Raw genomic sequence first — 24,859 nt, forward strand, 5'->3', positions numbered from 1 at the left:
GCCCGCGGGCGTCAGCCCGCCACGCCGAGGAAGCGGAGTACGGCCAGCACGCGGCGGTGGTCGGCGTCCGCGCGGGGCAGGTCCAGTTTGGCCAGGATGCTGTTGATGTGCTTCGCGACGGCGCTCTCGCTGACCACCAGCCGTGCCGCGATCCCCGCGTTGGAACGCCCCTCCGCCATCAGCGCCAGCACATCGCGCTCGCGGGCCGTCAGCCGCTCCAGCGGATCGCTCGGCCTGCGCACCAGCAACTGCGCCACGACCTGGGGGTCGAGCGCGGTGCCGCCGTCGGCGACCCGCCGCAGCGCCTCCACGAACTCCTCCACGTCCGCGACCCGTTGCTTCAGCAGGTAGCCGACCCCGCTGGTGTTGGTCGCCAGCAGCTCGGCCGCGTAGCGCTCCTCCACGTACTGGGAGAGCAGCAGCACCGCCGTCTCCGGCCGCTCCCGCCGGATCGACAGGGCCGCCCGCACCCCCTCGTCCGTGAAACCGGGAGGCATCCGCACGTCCACCACGGCGAGGCTCGGCCGGTGCTCCGCGACGGCGGCCAGCAGCCCCTCCGCGTCGCCCGCCTCGGCCGACACCTCGAAACCGGCCATCTCCACCACCTTGACCAGACCGATCCGCAGCAGCACGGAATCCTCGGCGATCACGGCACGCCTCACCTCGGGCACGGCAACTCCACGTTCATCATGGTCGGTCCCCCCACGGGACTGCTCATCCGGAAGGTCCCGTCCACGGACCCCACGCGCTGCGCGAGCCCCCGCAGTCCGCTTCCCCGGGACGGATCGGCCCCGCCCACCCCGTCGTCGGCGACCACCACCCGCAGTATCCCGCCCAGGCGGGTGACGGTCACCTCCGCCCGGGTCGCGTCGGGGGCGTGCTTGGCGACGTTCGTCAGCGCCTCCGAGACCACGTAGTACGCGACGGCCTCGACGGCCGACGCCGTCCGTGCCCCCGGTCCCGCCGGCCCGGGCGGCAGGTCCACCCGCAGCCGCACCGGCAGCGGCGCCCGGGCCGCCAGGCCGGACAGGGCCGCGTCCAGGCCCCGTTCGTCCAGCACCGCCGGGTGCAGACCCCGGACCAGGTCGCCGAGCTCCTCGATCGCCGCCTTCGCCTCCTCGTGCGCCGCCTCGATCACGGCCCGCGCCTCCGGCGGCAGGTCCTTGAGCGTCGCCCGCGCGATCCCGAGGTTGAGCGCCAGCGACACCAGCCGCTGCTGGGCGCCGTCGTGCAGGTCCCGCTCGATCCGGCGCCGTTCCGCGTCCGCCGCGTCGACGGCCCCGGCGCGGCTCTCGGTCAGGTCCGCGACCCGGCGCGCCAGGTCCTCGCGCGCGTCCGGCCCCAGCAGCCGCGGCCCGAGCACGGTCTCCAGACGTACCAGGGCACCCGCCAGCGGCGGCACCGAGGCGAGCGCGCCGAACCCGGCCACCGTCACGTACAGCGCCTGGACCGCGTACCCGGGGTGCGCGGCCCGCCACTCCCAGGGCACCGCCCAGATCCACCCGTACACCGTGGCCCCGGCCACCCCGGCCAGCAGCAGCGTGAGCAGCAGGGTTTCGAGCGCGCCCAGGAGCGGGCCGGTCAGGCAGTGGTAGCCGGCCTGCCGCAGCGGGCGCCGCCACCCCGGGCGGACGATCCCGATGCCGAGCAGGCGCCGGAACCGCAGGATCTGGCCCGCCGTCAGGGCGGGCACGGCCAGGATCCCGAGGACGGCCACGACCCCCAGGACGATCGGCGCGGTCGTGTCACCGCCGTCGACGACCTCCCAGAGGAGACCGGCGCAGACGAACAGCAGGAAGCCCATGAGGAGATGGAGCGGAGCCCCCAGGGCGAGGAAGGACGTGTCTCGGGCCGCGCGGGTCAGCGCGCGCCGCGTCCTGGGCGGGACCTTCATGATCCAACCGTACGGTCCGGAGCCCGCCGCCCGGAATGCGGCAGGCATCCGCCGCGGGGGAGTGTGGATCACCGGCCGGGATGCCACCGGCCGGCCCACCTTCCTTCCGCGACACCGGACCCCGAGAGGCGCCTTTCATGGCTCTGCCCGCCACCCCGACCGGCACCGCACCCGCCGCCCCGACCGCCGGGCCGTCCGGCCCCGCGACCGGTACCCCGGTCGTCGACGCCACCGCCGTGATCCCGTGCCGCCGGACCGGCCGCGCGGACCGGTTCCGTGGCCGGATCCTGCTCGGCGCCGGACTGGTCCTGCTGCCGTGGCTCGGCTACCTCGCGGGCACCCTGCCGCCCGCCGAGGCGGTGGCCTGGGTCGCCCTCGACGCCCTGGAGGCCCTCGCGCTCCTCACCGCCGGGAGCCGCCTCCTCGCCGGCGACCCCCGGTACCGCGCCCCGGCGTCGGCGGCGGCCGTCCTCCTCGTCGCCGACGCCTGCGCCGACCTCGCCACCGCCGCCCCCGGCGCGGAGCAGGCCGTGGCCCTCGCGATGGCCCTGCTCGCGGAACTGCCGCTGGCGGCCCTGTGCCTCCGGAGAACCGCTGGTCACGGCGCCTGCCGGTGGGTGAGAATGGCCGCATGCCGGTAGCGAGCCCCCTCCCCAGCCGTTCGCGCCGGCCCAGCCCCCTGGGCGGGGCGGCAGGGAAGGACTCGAACGACCGGCCCACCGGGCAGGGTAAGGACGAAGGCGCAGTCGAAGTCGAAGTCGACGGTGACGCCCTCGGGAACGACAAGGTACGAAGACCGCTGTGAACGAAGAGAACGGCGCGGCGACCATCCGCGTCTTCATCGCCCTGGCCCCGCCCGACGACGCCAAGGACGAGCTGGAACGGGAACTTCTCCCCGCCTACGCGGCCCACCCCCGGATGCGCTGGAACCGCATCGAGGACTGGCACATCACCCTCGCCTTCCTCGGCGAACTCCCCGTCGCCGCCGTACCGCCGCTCCGCGCGCCCCTCGCCGGACTCGCCGCGTCCCGCGCGCCCCTCGCGCTGGCGCTGCGTGGCGGCGGCCACTTCGACGAGCGCGTCCTGTGGAGCGGCGTCGACGGAGACCTCGAAGGACTCCACGGCCTCGCCGACGACGTCCGCGCCCTCGTGCGCGCGTGCGGCATCCCCTACGAGGGGCGGCCCCTGCGCCCCCACCTCACCCTCGCCCGCGCCCGCCGCGACGACCCGGCCGGCGCCGTCGACACCGCCGCCGCGCTCGCGGGCTTCCGGGGCCGCACCTGGCACACCGACCGGCTGCACCTCGTCGGCAGCAACACAGGGCGCGGACCCGGCCCGATCCACTACCGCGACATCGAGGCGTGGAAGCTGGGCCAGGACGGCCGAGGAAACTGATGTGCGATTGTCGGTCGCCCGTGATAGGCACTACTGCACCGGGCGCGATGATCGACAACCGCCCGTTCGGACATGGCAAGGGGTGGGGAGATGGCGTTGCTCCGTGATCTGGGGCTCACGCTGGGGAAATGGGCCGGCCGACCCGGTCTGACACTGCAGAAGGACTCCGGCGACCCCGATGTGCCGCGCGTCCGCGCGGCCGCCGAGGCCGCGGACTGGCCGACGGTACGGGCGATCCTGGAAGCCCGGTCCGAGCGCGAGGACCGGACCGAACTGCTCTGGGCCGTCGCGGACGCCGACGGGCTGGAGCGCTGGATCGAGCCCGTGATCGAAGCCGAGCCGGACGCCCCGCTGCCTCGGCTCGTCGCCGGCATCCGGCACATCACCTGGGGCTGGGAGGCGCGGACCGACGCCCGCGCCAAGGACGTCTCGCGCGAGCAGTTCGACGTGTTCCACGCACGGCTGCGCACCGCCGAGAGCCGGCTGTACGAGGCCGCCGAGCGCGAGCCCGGCTGGACCTCGCCCTGGTACGGCCTCCAGGTCACCGGCCGCGGCCTCCAGGTCGGCAAGGACACCGCGCGCCGCCGCTTCGAGGCCACCCTGCGGCGCGACCCGCTCCACCTGGGCGCCCATCAGCAGCAGCTCCAGCACCTCTGCGCCAAGTGGAGCGGCTCGCACGAGGAGATGCACGCCTTCGCCCGCGCCGCGACCTTCGGCGCGCCCGGCGGCAACCTGCTCGGACAGCTCGTCGCGTACGCGCACATCGAGCACTGGCTGGACCTCGACCGGGGCGAGGACGCCGCGTACATGGCCGGCCCCCAGGTCGCCGCCTCCCTCAACGAGGCCGCCGACCACACCTACCGGCACCCGGACTTCCAGCGGAACCGAGGCTGGCTCCCGCTGGTCAACACCTTTGCCATGGCCTTCTCGCTGGCCGGTGACCGGGCCGGCGCCCGCGAGTGCTTCCGAGCCGCCGAGGGCCGGGTCACCGAGGCGCCCTGGTACTACCTGAACGGCTCCGAGCCGACCGAGGCGTACCGCAAGATGCGCTCGCTGGCCGGTCGCTGACGCCAGGAGAGGCGGGGTCCGAAGCCGGAGGAACCGGACCGGACCGGGGCCGCACTCCGGTCAAGTCCCGTACCGGGGCCGCACTCCGGTCAAGTCCCGTACCGGGGCCGTACCAGGCCCCGTCCGTACCGGGTCCGTACCCGGCCCCGTCCGTACCGCGTCCGACCCGGCCCGGTCCGTACCGGTCCCTCGCCGGGCGCCCCGCCCCGTCCCGTCTCTTCGCGCCCCCACACCTCCCTCCCGTACGCCCCGCCCGCCCGCTCGCCCCGAGCGACGGGCCCAGTGAAGGACTTCGCCCGTTGTCCCCTTCCGACGCCGAGACCGCGCACACCTTCCAGGTCGACCTGCGCGGCCTGGTCGACCTGCTGTCCCACCACCTCTACTCCAGCCCGCGCGTCTACCTGCGCGAACTGCTGCAGAACGCCGTCGACGCCATCACCGCCCGCCAGGCACTGGACCCGTCGGCGCACGGCAGCATCACCGTGCGCACCGGTGACACCCTCACCGTCACGGACACCGGCGTCGGGCTGACCGAGGCCGACGTCCACCGCTTCCTCGCCACCATCGGGCGCAGCTCCAAGCGCACCCCCGACGGCGCCCTCGACGGCGCCGGGCTCGACGCGGCGCGCGGGGAGTTCATCGGACAGTTCGGCATCGGCCTGCTCGCCTGCTTCGTGGTCGCCGACGAGATCACCGTGCTCACCCGGTCCGCCGCCGACCCCGGCGCACCCGCCGTCGAATGGCGCGGCCACTCCGACGGCCGCTACACCATCCGCACCCTGCCCGCCTCGGCCGTACCCGAGCCCGGCACCACCGTGCGGCTCGTCCCGCGCGTCGACAACGCCGAGTGGACGAGCCCCGAGCGGGTCGTCGAGCTGGCCCGCCACTACGGCGGACTGCTGCGGCACGAGGTCACCGTCGTCGGCCCGCGCGGCGAGAGCCACCGGGTCAACGAGACGCCGCCCTGGGACCGTACCCACCGCTCCCCGCTGGCCCGGCGTGAGGCACTGGCCGAATACGGCCGCGCCCTCTTCGACTTCACCCCGCTCGACACCATCGAGCTGGACCTCCCGGCGGCCGGCCTGCGCGGCGTCGCGTACGTGCTGCCCACCGCCGTGAGCCCGGCCCAGCGCGCCGGCCACCGCGTCCACCTCAAGGGGATGCTGCTGACCGACCAGGCCCCCGAACTGCTGCCGGACTGGGCCTTCTTCGTCCGCTGCGTCGTCGACACCACCAGCCTGCGGCCCACCGCCTCCCGGGAGTCGCTGTACGAGGACGGCACCCTGTCCGCCGTACGCGACGCCCTCGGCGAGCGGATCCGCGACTGGCTCACCGGACTCGCCGCCAGCGACCCGGCCCTGCTGCACCGGTTCATCGACACCCACCACCTCGCGGTGAAGGCGCTCGCCCGCTACGACGACGAGCTGCTCCGGATCGTGCTGCCCTGGCTGCCTTTCGAGACCACCGACGGCAACGTCACCCTGGAGGAGTTCGCGCGGACCCACCCGACGCTCCTGGTCACCCGGAGCGTCGAGGAGTTCCGCCAGGTCGCGCCCATCGCCTCCGCCGCCGGGCTCGGCGTCGTCAACGGCGGCTACACCTACGACCGCGACCTGGTGCACCGGCTCCCCGAGATCCGGCCCGGCACGAGCGTCACCGACCTCGACCCGGCCACCGTCACCGCCCACCTGGACGCCGTCGACCCGACCGCCGAACTCCGTGCCGCCGGGTTCCTCGCCGTCGCGCGCGAGACCGTCGCCATCCACGACTGCGACGTCGTCCTGCGCGACTTCCAGCCCGTCACCGCCCCCGCGCTGCTCCTCGACAACCGCGAGGCCCGCCACGAGCGGACCCGGTCCCACCTCGCCGCCGACAGCGACGGCCTGTGGGCCGACATCCTGGGCTCCCTGCGGCACGAGACGCCCCGCGCGCAGCTCGTCCTCAACCACCTCAACCCGCTGGTCCGCCAGGCGATCACGATCGCCGAGCGCGGACTGGCCGTCACGACCGCCGAAGCGCTGTACGGGCAGGCCCTGCTGCTCAGCCGCCGCCCGCTCAAGGCGAGCGAGAGCGCCCTGCTCAACCGCGCGTTCATCGGGCTGCTGACCCACGCCATGCACCACCCGGGCGGCGAAGCACCCGGCACCGAGCCCCGGAAGGAACTGTAGATGCTGGACACCCCCGAGGCCGTGCTGGAAGCGCTGCGGGAGAACCACGACCGCCCGCACGGTCTGCACCGCACCGTCACCGCCGAGGAGCTCGTCGAGGCGGCCGAGCCCTTCGACAAGCCCGACATGCTCATCACCGCGCTGCTCGAACTGATGACGGCGTACGAGTACACCGGCGAGCACCGCAAGTCGCCCGTCGTCTTCGCCCGGCTGCTCAAACTGTGGGACACCGCGCCCGAGTCCTTCAGCGACTGGGAGGCCCACCAGGTCTTCTGGCGCTTCAAGTGGGTCACCACCTCGCTCCTCCAGGTCCCCGAGGTGCCGCTGGCCACCGTGCACGCCTGGATCGACCGGATGCGCTCCCGCTACGAGGCGGCCGGGCACGGCATGCAGCCGGTGGCCGCCATGCGCTACCACGTCGCCGCCCACACCGGCATCGACGTCCCCGACGCGTACGACCTGTGGGCGACCCGCGGCCGCACCCGGCTCAGCGACTGCGAGGCCTGCGAGACCCGCCACCTCGCCTGGCACCAGGTGCTGGCCGGCGACGACGCCTCGGCCGTCGACAGCTGGGGCCCCGTCCTCGCGGGCGCCCAGTCCTGCAGCGAGGAGCCGCAGGCCAGCCAGGCCCGCGTGCTGCTGTCGCTGCTCCGCGAGGGCCGCACCGACGAGGTCCGCTCCCACCACCTCACCGGCTACCGGCAGGTCCGCGGCGGCACCGGCACCCAGGAGGAGGTCGGTCTCCACCTGGAGTTCTGCGCCCTGTCCCGCAACGAGGGCCGCGGCCTGGAGATTCTCGCGGAGAACCGGCCGCTGTTCGAGGCCACCGGCGCCCCGCTCGCCCACCTCGAATTCCTCACCGGCGTCGAGGTGCTGGTCGCCCGCCTGGTCGAGGACGGGCACGCGGACACCGTCGTCGCAGGCCCGCCCGGCCGCTCCTGGACGGCCGCCGGACTCCTCGCCCACGTCCGTGCCGAAGAGGACCGGCTGGCCGCTGCCTTCGACGCGCGCAACGGCACGACCGCCGTCGGCGACCGGCGCGCCGAACGGCTCGCCCGCAAGCCGCTGGTCGACGCCCCGCTGCCGCTGGGCCTGCGCTCGCCCGCCGCGGCCGGCACCGCGCCGAAGCCCGCGCCGCCGAAGAGCGCCGCGGTCGCGGTCCCCGACGACTACGCGGCCCTCGTCCGCGAGGCCCGCCGCCTGTCGGCCGAGGGGCACCCCACGGCCGACCGGCTGTGGACGGCCGTGGAGGAGCGGGTCGCCGCCGGCACGGCCGGGCACACCGACGACCTCGGCCCGGAGGCGCTCCTCCAGGCGGAGTGTGCCGAACACCGCGCCGCCGAGCTGGGCAACGCGGACCGCGACGACGAGGCCGTCGTCGAGATGGAGCGGGCCGCCGAGCTGTTCGGCGGGCTCGGGATGCGCTGGCACGAGCTCTCCGTACGCACGCGGGCGGTCGCCTGGGGCACCAAGCTGGACGAGCCGGGGCAGGGCCCGGGGGCGGAGCGGGAGCCGGGCTCGGAGCGGGAGCCGGGCTCGGAGGCGGAGCAGGGGCAGGAGGCGGCCACGGCGTCGGCGACGGTGCCTGCTACGGCTGCGGCTTCGGCCACGGCTACGGCGTCGGACGAGTCCGCCATGTGGGCCCGCCTCGACGGCTTCCTGGCCGAGGCGGAGCTCCTCAAGACGCGGGCTCCGTTCTCGGGCGAGCACCCGGGGGAGGGGGAGACCGGCTCCGCCGACGAGGTCGGCCGGGAGCGGGCCCTCAAGTACCTCTCGGTGCTGAGCGGCCACGCGTTCGCCGCCTACAAGGGCGTGCTGCGCGGGCTCCCCGAGGTGCCCGAGGCCGTGCGGAGCCGGTTCGACGAGAGCGTCGGCGTCCTCAGCGCGGAGGCGGAGCGCCTGGCCGTTCCGCACCAGCTCGCCAACGCACGGCAGTACATCGCGGACCTGAGCGCCCGGAACGGCGACTTCGAGAGCGCCGAATCGGAGCTCCGCGAGGCCCTGAAGCTGGTGGAGGCCGCCGGGCGGCCCTGGCGCGGCTCGCGCCCGCGCGCCCTGCTCGCCCAGGTCCTGATGGGCCGGGGGCAGCGCGAGGAGGCGGTGGAGCTGCTGCACCAGGCGATCGCCGACGCCGTGCGGTACGACGAGACCGACTTCCCGCTGGCCCCCACGTACGCCATCCTCGGGCACGCGCTCTCGCACCTCGGCGACACCACGGGCGCCGTCCGGCACCTGTCGGAGGCGGCCGCGCGCTTCGACCAGGCGGACGACCAGGAGGAGGCGTCCGAGACGCGGCTGCGGCTCGCCGACGTCCTCTCGGGCGACGGGCGGCACGCCGACGCGGTCGCCGTGCTCGAATCGGTCCTCGCGGACGAGCAGACGACCGGCCTCGACGACCGCGTCCTCGCCCAGGCCCGCCTGAACCTGGCGCGCGGGCTGCGGGAGCTGGAGGAGTACCTGGCCTCGGCCACCGAGTTCCTGCGGCTCGCGGACAGCGTGGCGGCGTGGGAGGAGGACCGGTACGTCCACACCCTGGTCGCCGCCGAGGCCGCGACCACGCTGGCCATGGCCGACCGCTGGGAGCAGGCCGACGCGGCGTACGAGCGGGCCGTCGAGGCACACGCCGAAGAGCCGAACCCGCCGGTCATCGCCGAGATGATGCGGGAGTTCGCCCGCCTGACGATGGCGGCCCGGGACGCCGAGGGGGTCGAGACGGCGCTGGAGCACCTGGCCCGCGCGGACGCACTCGTGGCCGCCGCGGCGGCGGAGGGGAAGGCGGAGTTCCCCGTCTGGTACGAGACGGGCTCCGTCCTCTACCGGCGCGCCCGGGTCCTCGCCGAAGCCGGCCGCTTCGACGAGGCGCTCGTCGCGGCGGAGGCCGCGATCGGCGCCCACGAGGAGGGCGGGGAGCAGGGCGAGATCCCGCGTGCCGAGGCCGTACGGATCGCCGCCCTGATCGAGGGCAACGGCCTGGAGAGGTTCAACGACGCCATCACCCGCCTCACCGCCGCCGCGGCCCGCTGCCGCCACGCGGGCCTGGACGAGGCGGCGCACATCCTGGACGCGCTGCGGCAGGAGTACCTGTCGCGCTAGGCCGCTGAGCCGAGGGGGGAACGGCCCGTTCCCCCCTCGGCTCACCTCAGGACGGGAACAGACCGTTCCCCCTCGGCTCGCATCAGTACGGAGACACCGGCGGACGGCCCGCCGACGCCCCGGCGGCGGGCAGCACGGCGAGGTCCTCCTCCGTGGCGCCCTGTGTGCGGAGGTAGCCGGCCACGGAACCGTGGTGGCTGCGGATCCACAGGAGCGCGCGGCTCAGGTGCCCGGCCGAGACCGGCAGGGCGTGGTGCCCCCGAGGGCCCGACGACTCCGCGACGGACAGGCCCAGCTCGGTGTTGGAGCGCACGAAGCCGGCGGTCACCTCCGCCTCGGGCACCCCGAAGAGCGTCTGCACGAGCGCCACCACCACACCGGTCCGGTCCTTCCCCGACGCGCAGTGGACCAGTACTGCACCGTCGCCCCCGGCACGCAGCCGCCGCAGCACGGTCAGTACGGCGCGGCCGGAACGCTCGGCCATCGCCGGGTAGAGCTCCATCTGCTCCTGCGGCCAGCGCCGCTCGGTGAACACCGGAACATGCAGATGCCGGATCGCCGCCCCGTGCAGGGCGTCCGGACGGACGGCGACCTCGGGCCGGCTGCGCAGGTCGACGACCGCGCGCACCCCCAGGCCCACCAGCTCGTCGGCGCCCGCCGCGGACATCGCGTGCAACGCGCCGGACCGGTAGAGGACGCCGGAAGGCAGTCCTCCGAGTCCGCCGGCGTCCCGGAGGTTCCGCACGCCGTCGACGCCGACCGGCGCCGCTGTTCCCACCCCATCGGTCCTCATCGGCTCACTGTACGTTGCGCGTTCACCGGGGCCGGCCGGGCCCGGCCCCCGCGTCACGGCGCGCCGGGCACCCCGTCGAGGGCGGCGACGGCCAGGCGTACGGCACGGGCGGTCACCGTCGCGTAGTCGGCGCCGCCCTCCAGCGCGGTCGTCGCGGCGTTCACGAAGCCCTGGAGGAGGCGCGCGGTGAGCAGCGGCGCGTCGTCGCCGAGCTCCGCCAGGGCCGCGACGAGCGGTTCGAGCAGCGCCCGGTGCGCCTCGTCCGCGCCCGCGCGCAGGGCGGCGGCGTCCTGCGCGTCGGCGGAGGCGCGGGCGACCCGGTGCTCGCCGTCGCGGACCATCTCCAGCTGGGCGTTGACATAGGCGGCGACCCGGTCGCTCGGGGCGTCCCCGGCGGCGGCCAGCGCGGCGCGGATGCGTTCGGTCCAGCGCGGCGCGGCCTCCCGCACCACCTCGGTCAGCAGGTGCTGCCGGTCCGGGAAGTACTTGTAGACGCTGTTGCGGGCCAGCCCCGTGCGGCGTGCCACCTCGGCGAACGTGACCCGGGAGGCGTCGCCCTCGGCGAGCAGCTCCCGCGCGGCGTCGAGCAGGGCGGCACGCTGCTGGGTGCGGTGGTCGGCGACCGTGGCAGCGTGGATCTTGGGCACGGACCCAGTCTAGGCCGGGCCTGCGGCGCAGGGACGGGAGGGCGGGCGGTGTGGGGACGGCGGGCGGCGCGGGGCGGGCGGCGTTTAATGCGTTGACGGCCCCGCCCGGTGCCTTGTTAGCCTGCGGGGGTCGCAACGATCCGTTCTCGCTCCAGGGCCTCCACGCCCGAAGAAGAGGGTGTCTTGATGTCCCGGACCGCGCCGAGTGCGCCTCGCCACGCCGCGTAACCGTCCGCTGTTCCCTGCCGCCCGTCTTCGCCGGCGGCTGCCGGACGTGTTCTCCGGTGTTCCGTCCTGCCCGCCCGCCGCCGTCTCGCGGCCCCGGGCCGACTCCTGACGAGGCCGCTCGGCCTGCTCTTGCTGTCATGACGACCTCTCAGCAAGGAGCACCGGGTGTCCAGCCACACCTCCAGCAACTCCCGCACCACCGACTCCAGCACCACCCACACGCTCACCCACACCCTCAGCCTCGGTACCTTCGCCTGCGCCTGGTGCGGACTGGCCGTGTCCGCGTACGCCCCCGACGGCGCCCCGCGCAACCACTGCCCGTCCTGTCTGCGCTCCCGGCACGTCCTCGACCACGTCGAGGGCGGTCCTTCCGACTGCGCGGGCCGGATGTCGCCGATCGCCATCGCCGTGCTCCGCACCGGCGACTGGAGGGTCATCCACCGCTGCGTACGCTGCGACGAGCTGACCTCGAACCCGGTCCACACCGACGACAACCAGCTCATCCTCATGCGCATCGCGGTCCGCCCGCTGGCCCAACCGCCCTTCCCGCTCGAAGCGTTCGGAACCCTCTGACCGCCCGGAGAGAAGGAGCACCCGCCATGTCGCGCAACAACACCGGTCGCGGACGGCGCCGTCCCCAGCGGCGCAAGGACGTCCTGCACACCCAGGGCCGGCACCGGGCCCACGACTTCCGCTGCGTGTCCTGCCGACTCGACGTGTCCCTGGACGCGCCCGGCACCGCGCACCGCAACCACTGCCCCAACTGCCTCGCCAGCCTGCACGTGGACCGCAGGGTCCCGGGCGACCGCGCCGCGGAGTGCCACGGCCGGATGGTGGCGCTGGGCCTGTCCGCCCGCCCGGACGGCGAGTGGATGATCATCCACCAGTGCGCCTCCTGCGACGAGCTCAGCGCCAACCGCGTCGCGGGGGACGACAACCCGCTCGCCCTGCTGCGCCTGGCGCTGAGACCCCTGGCCGCCCCGAAACCGACGGGCCAGACCCTTCTCGCCCTGTGACCGGCCCCGGCCCCTCGGTCCCGCTCAGAACCAGGGGAGGCAGTACGGGGGCCGCTCGGTGCGGAAGGAGGGGTGCCCAGGTCCCGCGAAGGCGGCCTCGTGGCGCTGGACCGTCAGCCGGCGCGTATGGGGGGCGGGTCCGCAGCCGAAGCGGCCGTAGACCGGCGCCTGGGAAGCCGGCGGCACCGCCAGGAACTCCCCGCGCTCCCGCAGGTCGGCGAGCCGGTGCCGCATCAGCGCGCTGAGCACGCCCCGGCGCCGGGGCGAGGGGGGCAGCACACCGACCGCCGTGATCCCGGCGGCCGGTGCGAGGGTGCCGCCGGGGAGGGTGAGCTCGAACCCGTACGCCCCGGCGGTACCGACCGGCCGCGCGTCCTCCGGGGCGAGGGCGAACAGGCAGCGGTCCATCGCCAGCGCCGCCCGCCACACCCCGCCGCCGTCCTCGTCGGGGGCCGCCTCGGGGAAGCGCCCGAACGCCGTGTGGAGGGTGTCGACGAAGACGTCGTGGTCATCGCTGGTCGTGGCGCGGATGTGCGTGAGTGCTGCGGCCTCCCCTGATCGCGGAAGCCCCGTGGTGGTGCCCCGCCCGCCCCGAGTGCGTCCGGCCCCCGCCAGAGGGTCAACCGATATTCGTGATCGGCACCCCCCTTAGGGACGCACCGTCGCCATCGTCTATCGTGAGCTCGCCGAGTTAGGGACGCACCGTCCCTAACGTCCCGGCGCCCCCATTCCCCTTATCGCATCCCACCTCACCCACCTCATCCAGCCCAGCTATCCCATCTCGGACCTTGGAGGGAACACCGTGTTCCTCGCCCTGCTGGAACTGAGAGCGGCCCGGGGCCGCTTCCTCCTGATGGGCAGTGTCGTCGTCCTCGTCGCCGCCCTCGTCGGCATCGTCTCCGGCTTCACCACCGGCCTCGGCGACGACACCGTCTCGGCCCTGCGCAGGCTTCCCGCCACCCACATCGCCTTCGCGGCGGGCCCGGACTCCGACCAGTTCGCCCGTGGTCTGATCGACCCGCCGCGCACCGGGACCGACCGGACCGGCCGCGTCGGCGGGGCCGCCGAGGCCGCCCCGCTCGGTGTCACCCTCACCCGCGGCACCACCGGCCGGGGCGCCGAAGTCGACCTCGCCGCCTTCGGTGTCGAGCCCGGCTCCTTCATCGACCCCGGCGCCGACGCCGGCGACCGCCTGGACCCGGCCCGCCCTCTGGGCATCGTCGTCTCCCGTCAGCTCGTCAACGAGGGCATACGGATCGGCGACACCCTCGCCGTCGACCGCCTCGGCATCCGGCTCACCGTGCTCGGCACCACCGGCCGCTCCTCCTACGGCCATGTCCCCGTCGCGTACGTCACCACCGACACCTGGCGCCGGATCCGCTTCACCGTGCCCGGTGCGACGACCGCGCCCGCCGAACTCCCGCGCCAGTACAGCGCCCTGGCCCTCCGGCTCCCCGAGGACGCCGACCCCGGGACTCTCGCGGCGGCCGACCGGCGCGACGGGACGAGGACCGTCCCCCTGGAGGAGGCCTTCACGGCGGCCCCCGGATTCGAGGGCGAACGCCTGACCATGACCTCCATCCAGAGCTTCCTCTTCCTCATCGCCCCGCTCGTCGTCGGCGCGTTCTTCGCCGTCTGGACCGTCCAGCGCACCCCCGAACTCGCCCTGCTGCGCGCGATGGGCGCCTCCCGGCGCCGCCTGCTCGGCCACACCCTCGCCCAGGCCGCCGTCGTGGTCGCCGCCGGCACCGCGGCGGGCGCCGCCCTGGCCGCCAGTGTCGGACTCCTCGTCGGCGAACAGGTCCCGTTCAGCCTCCCCGCGAGCACCCTCGCGACCACCATGGCCGCCGTGGCGCTCGTCGGCCTCGCGGGCTCAGCCCTCACCCTGCGCCGCGTCGCCACCGTCGACCCGATGACCATGCTGGGAGCCGCCCGATGAGCCTCGACCTCCACGACATCACCGTGACCCTCGGCAGCGGCGACTCCCGCACCACTGCCCTGCGCGCCGTCACCGCCCGCTTCGAACCGGGCGCCCTCACCGCCCTCGTCGGCCCCTCCGGCTCCGGCAAGTCCACCCTCCTGGCCGTGGCCGGGGCCCTGCTCCGCCCGGACGACGGACAGGTCCTCCTCAACGGCACCGACCTCGCCGCCCTCACCGACCGCGAGCGCGCGCGGGCCCGCCGCGAACGCATCGGCTACATGTTCCAGAGCGGCAACCTCCTCACCGGGCTCACCGCCGAACAGCAGCTCCTGGCCGCCGCCTCCCTCACGGGCCGACCGCCCCGCTCCCTGCGCGCCCGCGCCCGCGAACTCCTCGCCGAAGTCGGCCTGGAGCACCGCCTGCGCCACCGCCCCGACCAGCTCTCCGGCGGCGAACGCCAACGCGTCGCCCTCGCCCGCGCCCTGCTCCTCCAGCCGGAACTCCTGCTCGTCGACGAGCCCACCGCCGCCGTCGACCGCGCCCGTGCGGAGGCCCTCACCACCCTGATCGCCGACACCACCCGCCGCCACGGCTGCGTCACCGTGGTCGCCACCCACGACCCGGTGGTGACGAACACGGCGGACTCCGTCACGGACATGCGGCACCACGCGGCGGCACATCTGTCCGCCGTCCCCTAGCCCGGGAAGGGATTTCGGCCGCCGTTGGCGGCCGGGGCGTGCGCGCCGTGTGCGCGGCGCGTGAGAATGCCGCCATGACCGACATCCCCGCGCCGCCCGCACCGGCGTGCACCCCTCCCGGCCCCGGCCTCGGCCCCGGCCCTGCGGTCCGCGTCGAGCGGGACGGGCCGGTGACCACCGTGATCCTCTCCCGGCCCGCCGCCCGCAACGCCGTCGACGGACCGACGGCCCGTCAGCTCGCCGACGCCTTCCGGGCGTTCGACGCCGATGACGACGCCTCGGTGGCCGTGCTGTGGGGAGAGGGCGGGACGTTCTGCGCGGGCGCCGACCTCAAGGCCGTCGGCACCGAGCGGGGCAACCGCGTGGCGCCCGACGGCGACGGGCCCATGGGGCCGACCCGGCTGGAGCTCTCCAAGCCCGTCATCGCCGCCGTCTCCGGCCACGCCGTCGCGGGCGGCCTCGAACTAGCCCTCTGGTGCGACCTGCGGGTCGTCGAGGAGGACGCCGTCCTCGGTGTCTTCTGCCGCCGCTGGGGCGTCCCGCTCATCGACGGCGGTACGGTCCGGCTGCCGCGCCTGATCGGCGAGAGCCGCGCCATGGACCTGATCCTCACCGGTCGCCCGGTCGACGCCGCCGAGGCGTACGAGATCGGGCTCGCCAACCGCCTCGTGCCGCCGGGCCGCGCCCGCGCCGCAGCGGAGGAACTCGCCCGCCGGATAGCCGCGTTCCCCCAGCTCTGCCTGCGCCACGACCGCCTCTCCGTGCGCGGCCAGCACGGCCTGCCCGAGACCGAGGCCCTCGCGGCCGAACTACGGCACGGCATGGTGCCCCTGTCGGCGGGCGAGACCCTCTCCGGCGCCGCGCGCTTCGCGTCCGGGGCCGGACGGCACGGCGCCTTCGACGACACCGGCGGGGGCACGCCCGCTTGCCCGTCCCCGGACACCGAGGAAGCCAGAGAAGGCGAGGAAGGCGAGGGCGCCGGCAGGCCCGATGCGGGCCGCTGACCGGCCTACGCGTCCGGGCGGGGCCGCCACTCCTCGGCGAGCAGCCCGAGCAGCACCTCGTCCAGGATCTCGCCCAGCACCCACGCCGACGAGCGCAGTACCCCCTCGCGCACGAAGCCGTTGCGCTCGGCGGCGCGGAGCATCGCCTCGTTGTCCGCGAGCGTCTCGACCTGCAGCCGGCGCAGCCCGCGCACGACGAAGCCGTAGTGGCACAGGACCGCCACCACATCGGTCCCGTACCCCTTGCCGCGCCACGCGGGCAGCATGTCGACACCGAGGTGCGCGAGACGGTTGTGGGTGTCGATGCCCCAGAGCGAGGCGCTGCCGACGAGCGTCCCGCCCTCCAGGTCGACGACGGAGAACGGCACGTACCGCTCCTTCAGTTCGTCGACCGCGAGCCGCGGGTCCTGCGAGTCCGGCGACACCGGGCGCCATGGACCGGACTCCGAGCGCGAGGAGTTGACCACGTCGTCGTAGAGCTCGGTCCGCAGGACCGGGATGTCTTCCGCGTGCCGGGCCCGCAATGCGATTCTCTTGCCTCGGATCATGGAGGATTCCTATCCGACCGTTTCAGCCCCCGGCAATCGATTAAGTCGCCGGACGCCGCGTGCGCGTCTCCTTGCGGGTGGTCTTCACCGAATCGCCCGGCCCGGGGCTTTCCGCCGGTCTACCGTGCGGGCACATGCCGCGCAGCGTTCCGCGGTCACGGAGGAGGATCCTGTGTCATCGCCCTGCGACCCGAAGTACGCCCCCGCCGGTGACGTGGGCGGCGCGCTCATGGTGATCGACTCCCGGCTCAAGTCCGTCTACGACGACCGGCCCCTGCCCGACCCCGAACAGCAGCGCCTGATCCGGCAGTACACGGCCTCCCTGGGCCCGGTCGAGGTGCAGGACCTGCTGGACGGCACCTGCACGGTCATCTTCATGTTCATGAAATGGCTGCGGCACGCCCACGAGGAGCACGACAAGGACGTCATCGAGTACGTGGTCCCGGGCGTCGTGGCCGCGATGCGCTCGATGCCCAAGAGCGTCCGCCCCGAGGCGATCCCCACGATGGCCGGCCTCGTCGTCGCGGCGGGCACGGGTCTGAGCCCCAGCCTGTGGCGCAAGCAGTACGGCGACTGGACGAGCGAGGAGATGAACCCCCTGGAGGCCACGGCCTTCCTCCTCGCCGAGCACATCAACCGCATCGCCGACGACCGGGAGTTCGCCACCCGCCTCATCGCCGACGCGCTGTCCCGCGTGGACGAGGCCTGACGAGCGGGCGGGTGGACGGGCGGTCAGGCGAGCGAGCGGGCGCGGTCCGGCCCGGCCCGGCGTTCACCGGCGCATGGGCGACGGCCGCTTCCCATCAGGAGAGGAGCGTGCGCCAGCGGTCGGCCGAAGCCAGCATCTCCCGGACGACCTGCTGGAGGTACGTGCCCGCCCGTGCCATGCGCAGGGCGGCGGGGTGGTCGGGTCCGAGCCGGTCCGCCGCCGCTATCGACGCCTCGGCGACCTCCAGCGTCTGGCGGGCGCTGATGACGATCGAGTGGTACCAGGCGTCGTCGTCGACGACGTACACGTCGCGCCGCCGCTGCGGATCGCGCTCGCGCCGGACGTAGCCGTTCTCGACGAGGAACCTGACGGCGACGGAGACCGACGCCGGACTCACCCGCAGGCGGCGCGTGAGCTCGGCCGCGGTGCGCCGGCCGTCCTCGGACATCAGCAGGTCCACGTGCACGCGCGCGGTCATCCGAGGCATCCCCGACCGGACGGCCAGTTCGACGATCTCCGCCTCGGTCTCGGCCTCGGGCGTGCCGATGCCCGCACCCGTGCTCGTCCCGGTGGCCGTGCCCGGTGCCGACGGGCCGCCCGCGTATGGAGGCAAGGGCGCGGGGGTGCTGCGCCGGGCTCGCTGGGCCGTCACCTGCTGCGCCTGCTGGGGCCGGTACGCGCCGGGGCCGCCGTTCCGCGTCACCTCGCGGCTGATCGTGGACGTCGGGCGGCCGAGCCGCCGCGCGATCTCGGCGTAGGAGAGCCTGCCGGCCAGACCGGCCGCGATCCGGTGGCGCTCCTGCTGGGTCAACCGTCCTCCTGGCATCGGGCCAGTATTGCCTTCGCTCGATGTCATTGCAACGTCTTATTGCGTTCGGCCGCAGCGTCATTGCATCAATTTAGCTGCGCTGAGCTGGAATTACTTACTTCATTGATTGCTCGGGATGTGAATGCAACGTAGCTTTTGAAGAGAGCCGAACACGTCATGTCGCGAGATGAGGAATGGCCATGAGCGAGTCCGTCCACACCGTCCCGCCGCTGCCGGCGGAGCGCCCGGCCGGCTGCCCCTTCGACCCGCCCGCCGTGCTCACCGAGGCCCGCGCGCACGGACCGATCAGCCGGTACGTCCACCCCGGCGGCAAGCCCGGCTGGATGGTCACCGGACACGAGCTGACCCGCTCGGTCCTCGCCGACCCGAGGTTCAGCTCCCGCAAGGAGCTCATCAACGTCGTCGACTTCGAGATACCGCCGGCCCCGCCCGGAGAGTTCCTCCTCACCGACGACCCGCTCCACAGCCGCTACCGCAAGCCGCTTGTCGGGCGGTTCACGGCCCGCCGGATGCGGATGCTGACCGAGCGCATCGAGCAGATCACCGAGGAATGCCTGGACGCGATGGAGCGGACGGGCCCGCCCGCGGACCTGGTGACCGCCTTCGCCAAGCCGATCCCGACGCAGATCATCTGCGAACTGCTGGGCGTGCCGTACGAGGAACGCGACTCGTTCCAGGAGCAGGTCGACCTGTTCATGGGCGGCGCGACGAGCGACGAGGAGCTGATCGCCGCCTACACCGCCACCCAGGAGTACCTGGCCCGACTCGTCGTCACCAAGCGCGCGCATCCCACCGACGACGTGCTCAGCGAGCTCACCGAGGGCGACTTCAGCGACGAGGAGCTGAGGGGCATGAGCCTGGTCCTGCTCGCCGCCGGGTTCGACACGACCGCCAACATGCTGTCGCTCGGCACCTTCGCCCTCTTCCAGAACCCGGACCAGCTCGCCGCGCTGCGCGCCGACCCCGCGCTCGCCGACCGGGCCGTCGAAGAGCTGCTCCGCTACCTGACCGTCGCCAAGTCCTTCATGCGGACCGCCCTGGTGGACGTCGAGCTCGCGGGCCGGACCATCGAGGCCGGCACGACGGTCGTCCTCTCCTACCACGCGGCCAACCGCGACCCCGAGCGCTACCCGGACCCGCACCGGCTCGACCTGGGCCGGGACGCGGGCGGCCACGTGGCCTTCGGTCACGGCGCGCACCTGTGCCTGGGCGCGCAGCTGGCCCGCATCGAGATGCGCGTCGCGTTCTCCGCGCTGCTCCGCCGCTTCCCGACCCTGCGCCTGGCGGTACCGGCGGACGAGGTCGTGCTGCGCCCGGAGGCGGCGGACATCCACGGAGTGAAGAGCCTGCCGGTCACCTGGGACGCGTGACGGCGGGCGGACGTCTGGGATCATTCGTCGCTGATCCGCCATCAGCCGGGAGCACGCATGAACGACACCGACCGCACCGATCGCATCGACCGCGCTGGCCGCACCGACCGCGCTGGCCGCCTCGCCGGTGGCCCGACCCGCTTCGACGTCGAAGCCCTGGCGGCCGGACGGTGGCGGAACGGCGGCGGGGCGACGCGCGAGATCGCGGCACGCCCGGCGGACGGCGAGGAGTTCGGGTGGCGGGCGAGCGTGGCGGACATCGACGCGGACGGGCCGTTCTCGGCCTTCCCCGGAGTCGACCGCACGCTCACGTTGCTGGCGGGAGACGGCGTACGCCTCAGCGCACCGGGGGAGTTCGACCGGCTGGTAGCGGTCACGGGCGATCCGTTCGCGTTCTCCGGCGACCTCGCGCTCGACGCCCGCCTGCCCGGCGGCCCCTGCCGGGTGCTGAACGTCATGGCCCGGCGGGGCCGGTGGACGGCGCGCGTGGCGCGGATCACGGCCCGGGCCGAGCCGTTCGCCCCGGGCCGAGCGGGCCTGCTGTACGTGCTGAGCGGCACGTGGCGGACGGACCCGGGGGCGGGTGCGGCGGCAGGACCCGGAGGCGAGCCGCTGAGGCAGGGGCAGGGCCTGTGGTGGGACGAGACGGAGCTGGATTCAGAGGCGAGCGCGGCGACGAATGCGGCGACGAATTCGGGGACGGGAACGGGAACGGGGACGGGGACGACGGCAAGGATGGGGATGGGGACGGAGCCGGGCGGCCGCACCGCGTTCATCCCGCTCTCTCCCGACGCGGCGGCCCTGTGGGCGGACATCGCGCCGGCCGGCTGAGCCGTCAGGAGAGCACCCACTCCGGCGGATGCCCGGGGTCGGCCGGGCAGACGAAGACGTGCAGGTCATGGTCGCGGCCGAAGCGCAGCCCGGTGGGCTGGAGGACGCCACGGCGGGTGTCCTCCCGCGCCGCGTGCTCGCGGTCCTCGACCGGGAGCCACGTGTGCGCGGGGGAGCCGGTCTCGCGGCCGTCGGCGGTCAGCAGGAGCCGCATCGGGGCCGCGCACGCCTCGCACCCGAGGTGCAGCGGCCCCGTGGACGCCCAGCTCGGGTGGCCGCCGACCCGCCAGCCGGGCGGGATGGAGAGGTCGTACTGGTAGCTGACGGCGTCCCGGCCGTGGGCGGCCGTCTGGGCGTCGTCCCAGGCGTCGATGCGGGCGATGAGCGGGGCGGGCAGCGTGTCGCCCTCGGCCCACGGATAGGAGTCGACCTCCTCCGGGTGCAGGACGCACGGCACGGGCAGCTCGTCCGGCCACGACAGCAAGGGGACCTCGGGCGGTGCCGTGGCCGCGCGGAAGCCGCCCGCCCGCTCGGTCTCGTCCACGCGTCGCCACCGCAGCAGCCAGGGCTGCGCCTCCTGCGGGTCGTGCTCCAGCGGGCAATGGAAGAGCTGCACCAGATCAGCGTCGCCGGGCCCGGCCGCCAGCCCGGGCACGTCCCGGCGGAAGAGCTGGGCCAGCCCCATGAACGGCACGGCCTCAGGCGCACCGTCCCCGGCGGCGCGCGTCCGCTTCCCGGGGCGCTCGCCGGACGCGCGGGCCCGGCGGATCTCCTCGGGCGCGTACCCCTCCGTCACGGGCGCGTGCGGACCGTCGCAGACGGGCCACGGCTCCCCGTCCGGCCACAGCATCGGCCCGCCGACGTGACTGTCCCGCATCCCGGGCCGCCCCGGCCGGGGATGCAGCCGGGTCGCCCGGGCCCGGTAGGGGGCGAGTTCGGGGAACAGAGTCTCCACGGGGAAGGGCCGGCCGGGGGTGGTCTTCGTCATCCGCCGACTGTAACGACGCGCACGGACACTCCGCGCGGACAGGGGTTCGCTCCTTGGACGGAGCCTCGGGCGGAGCAGGGACATCAGGGGAGGGCGCCGGGATGAGGACGCGCCAGAAGGGCCGAGGGGCTCCTGAGCCCGACCACTCCGGCCACAACCGCTCCGGTCTCGTCGTCGCCCAGGCGCTCGTCGAGCTCGGCTGGACGCCGGCGGCGGTCGCACCACCCGGGTGGCCCCGGCCCCGGCCCCGGCGCCTCGCCGACAGCGGCGCGCCCTGGGCCGCGCCGCTGACCGTGGCCGCCGTGCTCCCGCCAGGTGCCCGAGCCCTGGCGTCACCCGCACGCGTCACCCAGGGGACAGTTCCCGCTCGCCGGGCCGGTAGGCGTCGGCCATGGGGGAGGAGCCGGTGGTGAGGAAGTCGTGGATCGCGGCCAGGTAGTCGGCCCGGTCCACGGCTCCGTCGCCGTCGGCGTCCAGGACGGCGAACGCGGCGGCGGCACCGTCCGCGCTGTTCCCGGTCGCCGCGCGGAGCCGGGTGAACTCCTCGGCGTCCAGCCGCCCGTCGCCGTCCAGGTCGGCGAGGTCGAAGAGGGAGCCGAGCGCGGGGCGGCAGGACCCCTCGAAGGCCTCGTGCCCGGCCCAGTCGCGGTACTCGACGAAGGTCACCCCGCCGTCCCCGTCGCCGTCCATCTGCCGGAACACCTCCTCGTGCGCCGCGCGCGCCACCCCGACCAGCGGGTCCCGCGCCCCACGCCCGCAGGCGGCGGCCGCGCGGTCGACGCGGGCAAGGTACTCGTCGCGGGTGATCACCCCGTCGCCGTCCGCGTCGAGCATCGCGAAGATACGGCGCTTCGCCTCGTCCGACATGTCGTCACCTTTCCTCGGACCGGTGCTGTTCCGGTGTCGATCAAGCCTTTCGGACCTCCTAACGTGCGGGCGGGGTTGGAGTACCGGGAGCCGGGAGCCGAGTGTCAGACCCGGACGGTAGCGTCGCCGTACGTGACGATCGCGTACGAGTAGAAGACGAGCAGAGACGAGCGGAGCGGAGAGGCGTATGACGGACGGGGTGGGCGGGGCGGACCGGGCGGCGAAGGGCGCGGTGTTCCGGGGGCTGCACGAGTGGGGTGTGTTCGTGGTCGCCAACGCCTGGGACGCCGAGTCGGCGGTGATGCTGACCGGCCTCGGGTTCCCGGCGCTGGCGACGACCAGCGGCGGGCTGGCCCTGGGGCTGGGCCGGCCGGACGCGGGCAACCTGATCACCCGCGCCGAGGCCCTCGCCAACGCGGCGGCCATCGCCGCGGCGACCACGCTCCCGGTCACGGCGGACCTGGAGAGCGGCTACGGCGCCACACCGGACGAGGTGGCCGAGACGATCCGGCTCGCGGCGGCGGCCGGTCTGGCGGGCGGTTCGATCGAGGACGCGACCGGGGACCCGGCGGCGCCGGTCCGCCCGTTCGGCGAGGCGGTCGAGCGGGTCGAGGCCGCGGTGGCGGCGGCGCGGGCGCTGCCGTTCCCGTTCGTGATCACCGCCCGCGCGGAGAACCACCTGTACGGGAGGGACGACCTCGCGGACACCATCGCCCGGCTCCAGGCCTTCGAGGCGGCCGGTGCCGACGTCCTCTACGCGCCGGGTCTCCCGGGCGCGGCGGAGATCCGCTCCGTGTGCGCGTCCGTCGGCAGGCCGGTGAACGTGCTCGCGAGCCGCGCGGTCGGCAGCGTCGCGGAACTGGCCGCGCTCGGCGCCCGCCGCGTGAGCCTCGGCTCCTCCCTGGCGCGGGCCGAGGCCCGGGCGCCCGGCGCGGGCCGCGCGGCGGCCGAGGAGGTGGCGAGCGGCGGGACCTTCGGCTTCCTGGCGACCCCGCCGGCTTCCCCGTAGCTCACTTTCGTCCCGTACCATCCCTTTCGTACCTGCCGCGCACCGGGAAACAGGAGAAGTGATCGTGAAGCTGGGACAGGCGTGCGTCTCCCTCGTCGTGGGGGCGATCCTGCTCGCCCTGTACCTGGCCGACAGCCTGCCGTCGCCCTATTCGATCTTCGCCGTCCTCGCCGGGACCGGCCTCGTCGTCGACGGCGTGCGCAAGGCCATCGAGCTCCGCCGCCTCCAGCGGTCCGAGCGCCTCCAGCGGTCCGAGCGGCCCCAGCGGTCCGAGCCCTAGCCCGCTCACCGTTCCGCGACCGTCACCACCTCGTGGCAGACCCCGTACGGGCGGTCCGCCTCGACCCGTAGCACCCAGGTCCCGGCGGGAGCCGTCAGTTCGGCGGTCAGGCCGCCCGTGCCGTCCGGCAGCAGCGGCACCGCTTCCGGGGCTGCGGCAGCCGGGCCGGCGGGCGGGACGAGGTGGGCGCGCAGGGTGCGCTCGGTGACCGCCGGGCCCGTCGCCCGGATCGTGAACGGGGCGCCCGCAGCCGCGAGTTCCGGCACCTGGAGGCCGAACGCGGTGTCCCCGTCGAGCATCAGCCGGGCGGGCCTGCCGCGCCGGACGGCGCCGAGCTGATGCCGCAGGGACTCGGCGCCGGCCATGCCGGAGTGCCGCTCGCCGTTCCACAGCGCCTCGTCCTCCCGCTCCAGCGTCCACGCGGCCAAGGCCGACCCGGCGGGCACGGTGCCGTCGCCGCTCCAGTCCCCGTCGTTGTCCAGCCGGGTCGTGAACTCCAGCGTTCCGTCGGCGCGGACCACGACCCCGTGCTCGGTGGGGTGCGCCCGGCCGGCGAAACAGTGCACCCGGTACGGCGGCGCGGCGCGTCCCGCCTGGTGGCGCTCCCAGGCCTCGTCGATGTCCCGGTGGAACGCGAACGCCTCCTCCACCAGCCCGGTCGGCAGGTCCGGCACGGGCACCCGGGTCAGCAGCCGCCGCCGGTCGTCGTCCTCGCGGAGCACCGCCTCGTAGCGGGGCAGGAGCTGGGCGACCGACGGGAACGAGCGCGCGAGCCCGGCCAGCCGCTCGTTGACCGACAGCGCCCGCTCGAAGGCCCGGGTGACGGTGTTCCCCGGCTCCAGCGCGTGACCGGTGAGAACCCGGACCGCCTTGGCGGCACCCCGGAACGGCGTCCCCAGGGTCACCAGCGCGCGGGTGTGGTCGCGCCCGCCCAGGCACTCCAGGTAGTAGCGGGCGACGAGCCCGCCCATGGAGTGGCACATGAGGATCAGCTTCGGCGGATCGTCATGTGCCTCCGGGTAGACGCCGGGGGCGAGCTCCCGCCACTCGGCCAGCGCCGACTCGGCCCGGTCGCGCAGCCGCCGCGCCGTGAGCCGGTTCGACAGCCGCCAGTCGTACGGGAACGCCAGGTACTGCCGGGGATGCGGCTCGCGGCCCGGGCCACCGCCGGGGCCACCGCCGGGTCCGGTCAGGCCGAGGGCGGCCCGGACATCGGGGTAGCCCATGCTGGCGACGAATCCGGGCAGCGCCTCGGGGCTCTTCAGCAGCCGGTCGGCGCCCAGCACCCAGGGTCCCTCCGGCGCCTCGTCGCCGATGCCCGGCGGCAGCGTCAGGCCCGCCAGCGCCCGTCCCGGCCCGCGCAGGCCGAGCAGCGCCTGGAGCGACTGGTTCCAGACGTCCTTGCCGTCGCGGGTCAGCCGCGTGCCGAGGATGCCCGGTACGAAGACGACCAGGTCGTGGTCCATGTGAGGGTTCTCCGCTCTCTTCCGTCCCCGGCGGGCC

The 24,859-nt window shown here is 74.7% G+C and carries 24 protein-coding genes and 1 pseudogene; 15 read left to right on the forward strand and 10 right to left on the reverse strand.

What is annotated here, in order from left to right; genetic code table 11:
* Positions 1-11 precede the first annotated feature (11 nt).
* Both ACZ6J5_RS08880 and ACZ6J5_RS08885 read right to left on the reverse strand, forming a co-directional pair.
* Positions 12-650 (reverse strand): response regulator, encoded by a 639-nt coding sequence (locus ACZ6J5_RS08880; RefSeq protein WP_469389202.1) that lies wholly within the window; start codon positions 648-650, stop codon positions 12-14.
* A gap of 8 nt (positions 651-658) precedes the next feature.
* Complete coding sequence (locus ACZ6J5_RS08885; protein WP_469389204.1) at positions 659-1,894, reverse strand: sensor histidine kinase; 1,236 nt, start codon at positions 1,892-1,894, stop codon at positions 659-661.
* A 137-nt stretch (positions 1,895-2,031) separates the two neighbouring features.
* Between ACZ6J5_RS08885 and ACZ6J5_RS08890 the strand changes: the two genes are divergently transcribed.
* From ACZ6J5_RS08890 to ACZ6J5_RS08910, 5 genes are all read left to right on the forward strand, one after another.
* Positions 2,032-2,535 carry a hypothetical protein gene (locus tag ACZ6J5_RS08890; protein WP_469389206.1) on the forward strand — a complete coding sequence of 168 codons (504 nt, stop codon included), beginning with the start codon at positions 2,032-2,034 and terminating at the stop codon, positions 2,533-2,535.
* Between the two features lie 160 nt (positions 2,536-2,695).
* Positions 2,696-3,289, forward strand: coding sequence for an RNA 2',3'-cyclic phosphodiesterase (gene thpR, locus ACZ6J5_RS08895; protein WP_469389208.1), 594 nt, complete (start codon positions 2,696-2,698; stop codon positions 3,287-3,289).
* Positions 3,290-3,379: 90 nt separating this feature from the next.
* Positions 3,380-4,357, forward strand: coding sequence for a hypothetical protein (locus ACZ6J5_RS08900; protein WP_469389210.1), 978 nt, complete (start codon positions 3,380-3,382; stop codon positions 4,355-4,357).
* Positions 4,358-4,656: 299 nt separating this feature from the next.
* Positions 4,657-6,525: an HSP90 family protein gene (locus ACZ6J5_RS08905; protein WP_469389212.1), complete on the forward strand. Its 1,869-nt coding sequence runs from the start codon at positions 4,657-4,659 to the stop codon at positions 6,523-6,525.
* The gene (locus ACZ6J5_RS08910) at positions 6,526-9,618 is read left to right on the forward strand and encodes a tetratricopeptide repeat protein (protein ID WP_469389214.1); all 3,093 of its coding nucleotides are present in this window, start codon (positions 6,526-6,528) and stop codon (positions 9,616-9,618) included.
* Positions 9,619-9,700: 82 nt separating this feature from the next.
* Here ACZ6J5_RS08910 and ACZ6J5_RS08915 read toward each other — a convergent pair whose 3' ends face one another.
* Both ACZ6J5_RS08915 and ACZ6J5_RS08920 read right to left on the reverse strand, forming a co-directional pair.
* Positions 9,701-10,411 (reverse strand): tyrosine-protein phosphatase, encoded by a 711-nt coding sequence (locus tag ACZ6J5_RS08915; RefSeq protein WP_469389216.1) that lies wholly within the window; start codon positions 10,409-10,411, stop codon positions 9,701-9,703.
* 53 nt (positions 10,412-10,464) lie between these two features.
* Positions 10,465-11,058, reverse strand: a complete 594-nt coding sequence (locus ACZ6J5_RS08920; RefSeq protein ID WP_469389218.1) for a TetR/AcrR family transcriptional regulator — start codon at positions 11,056-11,058, stop codon at positions 10,465-10,467.
* A 393-nt stretch (positions 11,059-11,451) separates the two neighbouring features.
* Here ACZ6J5_RS08920 and ACZ6J5_RS08925 point away from each other — a divergent pair, with 393 nt between their 5' ends.
* Together ACZ6J5_RS08925 and ACZ6J5_RS08930 are read left to right on the forward strand one after the other, a co-directional pair.
* Positions 11,452-11,859, forward strand: a complete 408-nt coding sequence (locus ACZ6J5_RS08925; protein ID WP_469389220.1) for an RNHCP domain-containing protein — start codon at positions 11,452-11,454, stop codon at positions 11,857-11,859.
* A gap of 26 nt (positions 11,860-11,885) precedes the next feature.
* Positions 11,886-12,302: an RNHCP domain-containing protein gene (locus ACZ6J5_RS08930; RefSeq protein WP_469389222.1), complete on the forward strand. Its 417-nt coding sequence runs from the start codon at positions 11,886-11,888 to the stop codon at positions 12,300-12,302.
* Between the two features lie 78 nt (positions 12,303-12,380).
* Here ACZ6J5_RS08930 and ACZ6J5_RS08935 read toward each other — a convergent pair.
* Positions 12,381-12,833, reverse strand: a pseudogene (locus ACZ6J5_RS08935) (GNAT family N-acetyltransferase); the annotation flags it as partial.
* A gap of 271 nt (positions 12,834-13,104) precedes the next feature.
* Between ACZ6J5_RS08935 and ACZ6J5_RS08940 the strand changes: the two are divergent.
* The 3 genes from ACZ6J5_RS08940 (at position 13,105) to ACZ6J5_RS08950 (ending at position 15,925) form a co-directional block, all read left to right on the forward strand.
* Positions 13,105-14,241 carry an ABC transporter permease gene (locus ACZ6J5_RS08940; protein WP_469389224.1) on the forward strand — a complete coding sequence of 379 codons (1,137 nt, stop codon included), beginning with the start codon at positions 13,105-13,107 and terminating at the stop codon, positions 14,239-14,241.
* On the forward strand, positions 14,238-14,921 hold the full coding sequence (locus ACZ6J5_RS08945; protein WP_469389226.1) for an ABC transporter ATP-binding protein: 684 nt from the start codon (positions 14,238-14,240) through the stop codon (positions 14,919-14,921). The genes ACZ6J5_RS08940 and ACZ6J5_RS08945 overlap by 4 nt, the downstream gene beginning before the upstream one ends.
* 74 nt (positions 14,922-14,995) lie before the next feature.
* Positions 14,996-15,925 (forward strand): crotonase/enoyl-CoA hydratase family protein, encoded by a 930-nt coding sequence (locus tag ACZ6J5_RS08950; protein ID WP_469389228.1) that lies wholly within the window; start codon positions 14,996-14,998, stop codon positions 15,923-15,925.
* Positions 15,926-15,930: 5 nt separating this feature from the next.
* On the opposite strand, the gene ACZ6J5_RS08955 is transcribed toward ACZ6J5_RS08950, so the two are convergent.
* Positions 15,931-16,473, reverse strand: a complete 543-nt coding sequence (locus ACZ6J5_RS08955; RefSeq protein WP_469389230.1) for a GNAT family N-acetyltransferase — start codon at positions 16,471-16,473, stop codon at positions 15,931-15,933.
* Between the two features lie 172 nt (positions 16,474-16,645).
* On the opposite strand from ACZ6J5_RS08955, the gene ACZ6J5_RS08960 reads away from it, so the two are divergent.
* Positions 16,646-17,182 carry a hypothetical protein gene (locus ACZ6J5_RS08960; protein WP_469389233.1) on the forward strand — a complete coding sequence of 179 codons (537 nt, stop codon included), beginning with the start codon at positions 16,646-16,648 and terminating at the stop codon, positions 17,180-17,182.
* Between the two features lie 94 nt (positions 17,183-17,276).
* On the opposite strand, the gene ACZ6J5_RS08965 is transcribed toward ACZ6J5_RS08960, so the two are convergent.
* Entirely contained in the window at positions 17,277-18,008 is a 732-nt protein-coding gene (locus ACZ6J5_RS08965; RefSeq protein ID WP_469389235.1) for a GbsR/MarR family transcriptional regulator, read from the reverse strand.
* Between the two features lie 182 nt (positions 18,009-18,190).
* Here ACZ6J5_RS08965 and ACZ6J5_RS08970 point away from each other — a divergent pair, with 182 nt between their 5' ends.
* The gene (locus ACZ6J5_RS08970; protein ID WP_469389237.1) at positions 18,191-19,381 is read left to right on the forward strand and encodes a cytochrome P450; all 1,191 of its coding nucleotides are present in this window, start codon (positions 18,191-18,193) and stop codon (positions 19,379-19,381) included.
* Positions 19,382-19,438: 57 nt separating this feature from the next.
* Complete coding sequence (locus tag ACZ6J5_RS08975; protein WP_469389239.1) at positions 19,439-20,212, forward strand: HutD/Ves family protein; 774 nt, start codon at positions 19,439-19,441, stop codon at positions 20,210-20,212.
* 4 nt (positions 20,213-20,216) lie between these two features.
* On the opposite strand, the gene ACZ6J5_RS08980 is transcribed toward ACZ6J5_RS08975, so the two are convergent.
* Both ACZ6J5_RS08980 and ACZ6J5_RS08985 read right to left on the reverse strand, forming a co-directional pair.
* Positions 20,217-21,200, reverse strand: coding sequence for a hypothetical protein (locus ACZ6J5_RS08980; RefSeq protein ID WP_469389241.1), 984 nt, complete (start codon positions 21,198-21,200; stop codon positions 20,217-20,219).
* Positions 21,201-21,545: 345 nt separating this feature from the next.
* Positions 21,546-22,067, reverse strand: a complete 522-nt coding sequence (locus ACZ6J5_RS08985; protein ID WP_469389243.1) for an EF-hand domain-containing protein — start codon at positions 22,065-22,067, stop codon at positions 21,546-21,548.
* A 187-nt stretch (positions 22,068-22,254) separates the two neighbouring features.
* Here ACZ6J5_RS08985 and ACZ6J5_RS08990 point away from each other — a divergent pair, with 187 nt between their 5' ends.
* Together ACZ6J5_RS08990 and ACZ6J5_RS08995 are read left to right on the forward strand one after the other, a co-directional pair.
* A complete protein-coding gene (locus ACZ6J5_RS08990) occupies positions 22,255-23,076 on the forward strand; it encodes an isocitrate lyase/PEP mutase family protein (protein WP_469389244.1) in 822 nt (273 codons plus the stop codon).
* Positions 23,077-23,140: 64 nt separating this feature from the next.
* Positions 23,141-23,356 carry a hypothetical protein gene (locus ACZ6J5_RS08995; RefSeq protein ID WP_469389246.1) on the forward strand — a complete coding sequence of 72 codons (216 nt, stop codon included), beginning with the start codon at positions 23,141-23,143 and terminating at the stop codon, positions 23,354-23,356.
* 5 nt (positions 23,357-23,361) lie between these two features.
* Here ACZ6J5_RS08995 and ACZ6J5_RS09000 read toward each other — a convergent pair whose 3' ends face one another.
* Complete coding sequence (locus ACZ6J5_RS09000) at positions 23,362-24,822, reverse strand: lipase/acyltransferase domain-containing protein (RefSeq protein WP_469389248.1); 1,461 nt, start codon at positions 24,820-24,822, stop codon at positions 23,362-23,364.
* Positions 24,823-24,859 lie beyond the last annotated feature (37 nt).

Source organism: Streptomyces sp. NPDC042100 (genome assembly GCF_055582325.1).

What these genes read in the sequence shown, in the direction of transcription:
- ACZ6J5_RS08885 (WP_469389204.1), bottom strand. Translation starts at nt 1,894, where the DNA reads ATGAAGGTCCCGCCCAGGACGCGGCGCGCGCTGACCCGCGCGGCCCGA.
- ACZ6J5_RS08890 (WP_469389206.1), top strand. Translation starts at nt 2,032, where the DNA reads ATGGCTCTGCCCGCCACCCCGACCGGCACCGCACCCGCCGCCCCGACC.
- ACZ6J5_RS08900 (WP_469389210.1), top strand. Translation starts at nt 3,380, where the DNA reads ATGGCGTTGCTCCGTGATCTGGGGCTCACGCTGGGGAAATGGGCCGGC.
- ACZ6J5_RS08910 (WP_469389214.1), top strand. Translation starts at nt 6,526, where the DNA reads ATGCTGGACACCCCCGAGGCCGTGCTGGAAGCGCTGCGGGAGAACCAC.
- ACZ6J5_RS08915 (WP_469389216.1), bottom strand. Translation starts at nt 10,411, where the DNA reads ATGAGGACCGATGGGGTGGGAACAGCGGCGCCGGTCGGCGTCGACGGC.
- ACZ6J5_RS08930 (WP_469389222.1), top strand. Translation starts at nt 11,886, where the DNA reads ATGTCGCGCAACAACACCGGTCGCGGACGGCGCCGTCCCCAGCGGCGC.
- ACZ6J5_RS08945 (WP_469389226.1), top strand. Translation starts at nt 14,238, where the DNA reads ATGAGCCTCGACCTCCACGACATCACCGTGACCCTCGGCAGCGGCGAC.
- ACZ6J5_RS08950 (WP_469389228.1), top strand. Translation starts at nt 14,996, where the DNA reads ATGACCGACATCCCCGCGCCGCCCGCACCGGCGTGCACCCCTCCCGGC.
- ACZ6J5_RS08955 (WP_469389230.1), bottom strand. Translation starts at nt 16,473, where the DNA reads ATGATCCGAGGCAAGAGAATCGCATTGCGGGCCCGGCACGCGGAAGAC.
- ACZ6J5_RS08965 (WP_469389235.1), bottom strand. Translation starts at nt 18,008, where the DNA reads ATGCCAGGAGGACGGTTGACCCAGCAGGAGCGCCACCGGATCGCGGCC.
- ACZ6J5_RS08970 (WP_469389237.1), top strand. Translation starts at nt 18,191, where the DNA reads ATGAGCGAGTCCGTCCACACCGTCCCGCCGCTGCCGGCGGAGCGCCCG.
- ACZ6J5_RS08975 (WP_469389239.1), top strand. Translation starts at nt 19,439, where the DNA reads ATGAACGACACCGACCGCACCGATCGCATCGACCGCGCTGGCCGCACC.
- ACZ6J5_RS08980 (WP_469389241.1), bottom strand. Translation starts at nt 21,200, where the DNA reads ATGACGAAGACCACCCCCGGCCGGCCCTTCCCCGTGGAGACTCTGTTC.
- ACZ6J5_RS08985 (WP_469389243.1), bottom strand. Translation starts at nt 22,067, where the DNA reads ATGTCGGACGAGGCGAAGCGCCGTATCTTCGCGATGCTCGACGCGGAC.
- ACZ6J5_RS08990 (WP_469389244.1), top strand. Translation starts at nt 22,255, where the DNA reads ATGACGGACGGGGTGGGCGGGGCGGACCGGGCGGCGAAGGGCGCGGTG.
- ACZ6J5_RS09000 (WP_469389248.1), bottom strand. Translation starts at nt 24,822, where the DNA reads ATGGACCACGACCTGGTCGTCTTCGTACCGGGCATCCTCGGCACGCGG.